Raw genomic sequence first — 6,808 nt, 5'->3', positions numbered from 1 at the left:
CCTGCGTCCATCCCTGGGCGAAAGCAGCGGCATCGTCTGCCCGCGTTGCAACGGCACCGGCATCATCCGTGACGTTGAATCGCTGTCGCTGGCGATCCTGCGCCTGATCGAAGAAGAAGCCCTGAAAGACCGCACTGCCGAAGTGCGCGCTCAAGTGCCGATCCCGGTCGCTGCGTTCCTGCTCAACGAAAAACGCAACTCGATCACCAAGATCGAACTGCGCACCCGTGCCCGCATCGTCATTCTGCCGAACGATCACCTCGAAACGCCGCACTTCGAAGTTCAGCGTCTGCGTGATGACAGCCCGGAAGCCGCGACCAACCAGTCCAGCTACGAAATCGCTGCTGCCGCGGCAGAAGTCGAAGAAGTTCAGCCAGCCGCTGCGACCCGCACCCTGGTTCGCCAGGAAGCCGCAGTCAAGACTGCTCCGGCCCGCGCCAATGCTCCGGTTCCGACCGAAGTCGCCGCGCCTGCCGCTCCGGCACCGGCGCCAGTTGCCGCGCCAGAACCAAGCCTGTTCAAAGGCCTGGTGAAATCGCTGGTCAGCCTGTTCGCCACCAAAGAAGAGCCAGCTGCTCCGGTTGTAGTTGAAAAACCAGCCAGCGAGCGCCCGGCCCGTAACGAAGAGCGTCGCAACGGTCGTCAGCAGAGCCGCAACCGTAACGGTCGCCGCGATGAAGAGCGCAAGCCTCGCGAAGAACGTGCACCGCGTGAAGAGCGCGCACCACGTGAGCCGCGCGAAGAGCGTCAGCCACGCGAAGCCCGTGAAGTCCGCGAGCCTCGTGAAGCCCGCAGCGAAGCGCCGGCAGCCCGCGAAGAGCGCGCACCACGTGCTCCGCGTGAAGAACGTGCGCCACGCGCACCGCGCGAAGACCGCAAGCCGCGTGGCGAGCGTGAAGAGCGTGTACGTGAACTGCGCGAGCCACTGGACGCCGCTCCAGTGACGGCAGACACCGCAGTCGTGACCGCTGAAGAGCGTCCGGCCCGTCAGCCACGTGAAGAGCGCGCACCGCGTCCGCCGCGTGAAGAGCGTCAGCCACGCGCCGAACAGGCCGCTGCTGCCGTCGCCGATGAAGAAGAACTGAACACCAACGAAGAGCAACTGCCGGAAGACGGTTCGGAGAACGCCGAAGGCGATCGCCCACGTCGTCGTTCGCGCGGTCAGCGTCGTCGCAGCAACCGTCGTGAGCGTCAGCGTGATGCCAACGGCAACGTGATCGAAGGCTCGGAAGAATCCGAAGCCGGCGAAAACGGCGAAAGCCCAAGCACCGCCGATCTGGCTGCTGGCCTGGCGGTAACCGCCGCCGTTGCCAGCACCGTGATCAGCGCTCCGGCCGAAGCACAAGCTCACGAACAAGCCGAACGCGCTACCGCTGCTGTTCAGGAAACCACTCCAGTGGAAGCGCCGGTTGTTGAAGCGACGACTCCAGTCGAAGTGGTTGCTGCTCCGGAAGTCGAAGTGGCACCGGTTCAGGAAACTCTGCCGCAGGTCGAGCCAGCGCCATTCGTAGTCGCCGAGCCGGTGGTTGAAACCGTCGCTGAAACCGTGACCGAAACCGTGCGTGAAGTTCGCGAAGAGCAGACCGCTTTCAACTGGGTTGCTGAACCAGCAGTCGCTGAAACACCAGCGCCGGTGGTTGAAGCACCGGTTGTTGAAACGCCAGTGTTCGAAGCACCAGCGTACGAAGCGCCTGTTGCCGAAGCTCCAGTGGTTGAAGAGACCAAAGCTGCCGAGCCAGTGGTTGTTGCTGAACCAGCTCCAGTCATCGAAGCTCCTGTCGTTGCCGAAGCACCTGCTCCGGTGGCTGAAGTGGCTCCGGTCAGCGCTCTGGCTGCAAACGGTCGCGCCCCGAACGACCCACGTGAAGTGCGTCGTCGCAAGCGTGAAGAAGAGCGTCTGCAGAAGGAAGCCGAACTGGCTGCCGCTGCTGCTCCGGTTGCTGAAGTCGTCGCTGAACAAGCGGTAGTCGAAGCGGTCATCGCTGAAGCGCCTCGCTCCGTTCAAGACGCAGCAGAGCACCACGAAGAAGCCCAGGAAAAAGAACACGAGCCTAAACCCCTCGTCTGATTCCTGAAGCTGTAAAAAAGCCCCGCCCGGTGAAAGCCTGGCGGGGTTTTTTTATGCGCGCTGGTTTATGTGGTGGATGTTAGATCCTACCCCTCACCCCAGCCCTCCCGAAACGTCGGACCGCCCCCAAGGGGGCGAGGGGAAAGGGAGCCGATCTCCGTGCTTTTCAAATCCTGAGTTCGACTGGATATTTCAGGTCGGTGTACCTCGAAAGAACACCTCGGTCAGTTCCCTCTCCCTCCGGGAGAGGGTTAGGGTGAGGGGCTCTTAGGAATTTACGTAGCTCTCAAGACGAAGTAAAAACCAAAGCCTCAGGCACATCGATATCCCAAAGCACTCCAGGATCATCCACCGCCACTTCCACCACCCTGCCCTGCTTGAACAAAGGCCTGGCGCCACGATCACCACTCAACGCCTGCAACCCCGGACCAAACGCGCGACCAAACCCCACCGGATGACCAAACTCGCCCTCCTGCACCGGCACACTCACCGCATCATCAGCCATGCCCGCGACCACTCGCTCAATACTCGACGGCAAGATAAACGGCATATCCCCCAGCACAATCAACCAGCCATCGGCATCCGGACAAGCCGCAACGCCGGCGGCAATGCTGTCGCCCATCCCGCTCGACTCAATCGAGACCACGTCACAGCCATAAGCCTGGGCCATGCGCATTGCCTGAGGCCGCGCCTCAGTCGTCACCAGCACGCGCCTGTCGAGGCTGGCCGGCAGATTCACCAACACCTGCTCGATCACCGAACACACCGCACCATCACGCCCGGTGCAGTCCACCAGCAACTTGTCCTTGTCAGCACCGGCCACCTGGCGAAAGCGGCTGCCTTCACCCGCCGCCAGCACAATCACTGCAATGGATCGACTCATGCGTCCTCCAAAGTTTTCTTCTGCTTCAACTCCACACCGTTCTTGATCGCGACAATTTCCGCCAGCAAGGACAAAGCAATCTCCGCCGGCGAATGACTGCCGATGTGCAAACCGATTGGCCCGTGCAAGCGATCAATCGCTTTTACCGACAAGCCTAGCTGAGCCAGATTCTCCCGGCGCTTTTGACTGTTAACCCGCGAACCGAGCGCGCCGACATAGAAGGCTGGCGAATCCAGCGCCGTCAGCAGCGCCATGTCATCCAGACGCGGATCGTGAGTCAACGCGACAATCGCCGTGCGTTCGTCGGTCTGAATGCTCAACACCGCCTCGTCCGGCATGCCCGAGACGAAACGCCCGTGATGTTCTTCCCAGCCGTAGACGAACTCGGTGCGCGGATCGCAGATCAACACCTCGAAATCCAGCAGTCGCGCCATGTCCGCGACGTAGCGCGACAACTGCCCGGCACCGATCAATAGCAGACGCCAGCGCGGCCCGTAGATTGCGCGCAGGTTTTTGCCATCGAACGCCAGCGAATCGGTTTTGCTCGCCGTCGTCAAAACCACTTCACCGGTGTCGATGTTCAACTCGCGCGCGACGATTTCGTGAGCCTCGCAGCGATCCAATAATTCGGCAACCCACGCAGGGTCGCCAACGCGCTCTTCGGTCAGGCGCAAAGTGCCGCCGCAGGGCAGACCAAAGCGCGCCGCCTCTTCACGGGTTACGCCGTACGTGATCAATTGCACCGGCGGTCCATCGGTGGCGATGCGGCCGTCGTGCAAACGGGCGATCAAGTCATCCTCGACACAGCCACCCGACACCGAGCCGATCACTACACCATCCTCGCGCAAGGCAAGCATCGCGCCAGGAGCCCGTGGCGCCGTGCCCCAGGTCTGCACCACGCTGAACAACACCACCCGCTGCCCGGCGCGACGCCACTCAAGCACGCTGCGCAGGACATTGAGGTCGACGCTGTCCATTACGCCTCTGCCTTCTGCCAGCCCTGCAACTGATAACGCACCGGCAGATTGCGAATACGCTTGCCGGTGGCGGCGAAGATCGCATTGCACAGCGCCGGCGCAATCGGTGGCACGCCCGGTTCGCCAACACCACCCAACGGCACGTCGCCCGGCGGCGTGACCAAATGCACCGCGACTTCCTTCGGTGCCAGCGACATGCGCGCCACTTCGTACATGTGGAAGTTGTCCTGCTGCACCTTGCCGTCCTTGAAGCTGATTTCACCCAGCACCGCATTACCGAGGCCCATCACACAAGCGCCCTCGAACTGCGAGCGAATACGTTCGGGGTTGATCTGCGGCCCGCAGTCCACGGCAATGTCAGCCTTGTGCACGATCAGCGTCCCGTCGTCCTTGACCTCAACTTCGATCACCGCCGCCACGTAAGTGACGAAGCTGTAATGCACCGCCAGGCCAAGACCACGGCCCTTCGGCAGTTTGCGCCCCCAGCCGGCAGCTTTCGCGGCGGTTTCCAGCACCGTGCGCATGCGCCCGGTGTCGATCGGATAACGCTCGGGAGATTCACCGTAGTTCCACTCCTCGCTCAAGGTACGCGGGTCGATCTGCCGATCCGGGCCGAGCAGCTTGATCTGATACTTGAGCGGATCTTCGCCGGCCTTGTGCGCCAGTTCATCGACGAAACTCTGAATGGCGAAACCATGGGGAATGTTCGACACCGAGCGATACCAGCCGACCCGCGTGTGTACCGTCGCTTCGGGGTTTTCCAGGCGCACATTGGGAATCGCATAGGCCATGTTGGTGAAACCCATGCCCAGCTCGAACGCCGCCTCATGGTTCATCCCCGGCGCAAACAACGCGGTGATGCTTGGCGCCACGGTGCGATGCAGCCAGCCGGAGGGCATGCCGTCCTTGCCGACGCCAGCCTTCAGATATTCGGCGGACACGGTGTGGAAGTAAGAATTGTGGATGTCGTCTTCCCGCGTCCACTGCACCCGCACCGCTTTGCCGGGAAACTCTTTGGCGAGGATCGCCGCTTCAACGACGAAGTCCGGTTTCGACTTGCGGCCGAAGCCGCCGCCGAGCAGCGTGACATTGAAAGTGACGTTATCGAATGGCAAGCCGAGTCGCTCGCCGATGCGCTCGCGAGTCACCTGCGGTGCCTGACTCGGCGCCCAGGCTTCGCAGATGCCATCCTTGTAACGGGCGATGGCCACCATCGGTTCCATCGGCGCCTGCGCCAGATGCGGCAGATAGTAGGAAGCTTCCAGCGTGCTGGCAGCACCGCTCAAGGCCTTGTCGATATCGCCGGTGTTGCGCACCACTTTGCCGGGTTTCAGCGAGGCGGATTCCAGCTCTTTGCGATAGGCGATCGAGTCATAACTGGCGTTCGGGCCGTCGTCCCATTCGATTTTCAGCGCTTCGCGGCCCTTGATGGCCGCCCAGGTATTGCTGGCCACCACGGCCACGCCGCCCAATGGCTGAAACTCCGAAGGCAGTGGACGGCTTTCGATCTGCATCACCTTCAGCACGCCGGGGACTTTCAGCGCAGCGCTGTCGTCCAGCGACTTGACCTTGCCGCCGTATACCGCCGGACGGGCGATGGTCGCGTACAACATGCCGTCGAAATGCACGTCGGCGCCGTACACCGCGCGCCCCTTGACGATGTCATCGCCGTCGATGGCTTTGGTGCCTTCCTTGCCGATATAGCGGAATTCTGACGGCTGCTTCAGGCGTAGACTTTCACGCGCCGGCACCGGCAACGCACTCGCCGCAGCGGCGAGTTCGCCATAGCCCAGTTCACGACCGGACGGCTTATGGATGACTTTGTGCAATTGTGCGTGGCATTCGCCGACCGGCACTTTCCACTGCGCAGCCGCCGCTTGTTCCAGCATCGTACGGGCCGCCGCACCACAACGCCGCATCGGTTCATACCAGTGACGCATGCTGCGCGAGCCATCGGTGTCCTGGTTGCCGAAACGCACCTCATCGCCCGGCGCCTGCTGCACTTTGACGAGCGTCCACTCGGCTTCCAGCTCATCAGCAACGACCATGGTCAGACTGGTGCGCACGCCCTGGCCCATCTCGGAACGGTTGCAGACCACGGTCACCGTGCCGTCGGCGGCGATGCTGACGTAGACCTTCGGATCATCGATCCAGCCATTAGGCATACCATCGGCGCCGAACTGCTTCGGCTTGTCCTCGGCCAACGCATCCTGCCAACCCCAACTCGCAGCCAATACCAGTGCGCCGGTGGCGCCGACACCTTTGAGGAAGCCGCGACGGCTGAGATTGCTCAGGGCGAAATCATTCGGGAGGCGACTCATGCCTTGGCCTCCTTCAAATGCGTGGAAGCCTGGCGGATCGCAGTCTTGATCCGGTTGTAAGTGCCGCAGCGGCAAATGTTGCCGACCATGGCTTCTTCGATTTGCTCGTCGCTCGGGTTCGGGTTGGTCTTGAGCAACGCCGTGGCCGACATGATCTGCCCGCCCTGACAGAAACCGCATTGGGCTACAGCGGTGTCGAGCCAGGCTTGCTGAACCACCTGGCCGACCGGGTCGGCGTGCAGGTTATCGATGGTGGTGATGTTCTGGCCTACCACCGAGCCGATCGGCGTGATGCAACTGCGCGCGGGCAAGCCATCGATATGAATGGTGCACGCGCCGCACAGGCCCATGCCGCAGCCGAATTTGGTGCCGTTGTAACCGGCGACATCACGAATCGCCCACAACAGCGGCATGTCTTCGGTGACATCGAGTGAATGGTCTTGGCCATTGAGTTTCAGGGTAATCATGGGCACGCCCGCATATTTTTAGTGGTTATGGGGTCGAGCAATCTGCCGCCGGAAAATCAGCGGTGTGGTTCACGCAGATCGACTCAGGCTAA

The 6,808-nt window shown here is 62.0% G+C and carries 4 protein-coding genes and 1 pseudogene; 1 reads left to right on the top strand and 4 read right to left on the bottom strand.

Annotated elements, in window-relative coordinates:
- Nucleotides 1-2,068 (top strand): annotated as a pseudogene (locus tag ACIF4X_RS24260) (ribonuclease E); the annotation flags it as partial.
- Nucleotides 2,069-2,354: 286 nt separating this feature from the next.
- On the opposite strand, the gene ACIF4X_RS24255 reads toward ACIF4X_RS24260, so the two are convergent.
- From ACIF4X_RS24255 to ACIF4X_RS24240, 4 genes are read right to left on the bottom strand one after another with little or no spacing between them, the layout of a single operon-like run.
- On the bottom strand, nt 2,355-2,951 hold the full coding sequence (locus ACIF4X_RS24255) for a nucleotidyltransferase family protein (RefSeq protein WP_397484043.1): 597 nt from the start codon (nt 2,949-2,951) through the stop codon (nt 2,355-2,357).
- The gene (locus tag ACIF4X_RS24250) at nt 2,948-3,928 is read right to left on the bottom strand and encodes an XdhC family protein (protein ID WP_397484042.1); all 981 of its coding nucleotides are present in this window, start codon (nt 3,926-3,928) and stop codon (nt 2,948-2,950) included. The genes ACIF4X_RS24255 and ACIF4X_RS24250 overlap by 4 nt, the downstream gene beginning before the upstream one ends.
- Complete coding sequence (locus ACIF4X_RS24245) at nt 3,928-6,249, bottom strand: molybdopterin cofactor-binding domain-containing protein (RefSeq protein WP_397484041.1); 2,322 nt, start codon at nt 6,247-6,249, stop codon at nt 3,928-3,930. Before ACIF4X_RS24245 ends, ACIF4X_RS24250 begins: the two co-directional genes overlap by 1 nt.
- The gene (locus tag ACIF4X_RS24240) at nt 6,246-6,716 is read right to left on the bottom strand and encodes a (2Fe-2S)-binding protein (RefSeq protein ID WP_397484040.1); all 471 of its coding nucleotides are present in this window, start codon (nt 6,714-6,716) and stop codon (nt 6,246-6,248) included. Before ACIF4X_RS24240 ends, ACIF4X_RS24245 begins: the two co-directional genes overlap by 4 nt.
- Nucleotides 6,717-6,808: the final 92 nt, after the last annotated feature.

This window comes from Pseudomonas sp. NPDC085632, from assembly GCF_044541255.1.
Taxonomy (GTDB): domain Bacteria; phylum Pseudomonadota; class Gammaproteobacteria; order Pseudomonadales; family Pseudomonadaceae; genus Aquipseudomonas.
The sequence above is the reverse complement of the archived record's forward strand: the minus strand, read 5'-3'. Positions and strand labels throughout refer to the sequence as shown.

Coding starts and splice junctions, on each gene's coding strand:
- ACIF4X_RS24255 (WP_397484043.1), bottom strand. CDS start 2,951: ATGAGTCGATCCATTGCAGTGATTGTGCTGGCGGCGGGTGAAGGCAGC.
- ACIF4X_RS24250 (WP_397484042.1), bottom strand. CDS start 3,928: ATGGACAGCGTCGACCTCAATGTCCTGCGCAGCGTGCTTGAGTGGCGT.
- ACIF4X_RS24245 (WP_397484041.1), bottom strand. CDS start 6,249: ATGAGTCGCCTCCCGAATGATTTCGCCCTGAGCAATCTCAGCCGTCGC.
- ACIF4X_RS24240 (WP_397484040.1), bottom strand. CDS start 6,716: ATGATTACCCTGAAACTCAATGGCCAAGACCATTCACTCGATGTCACC.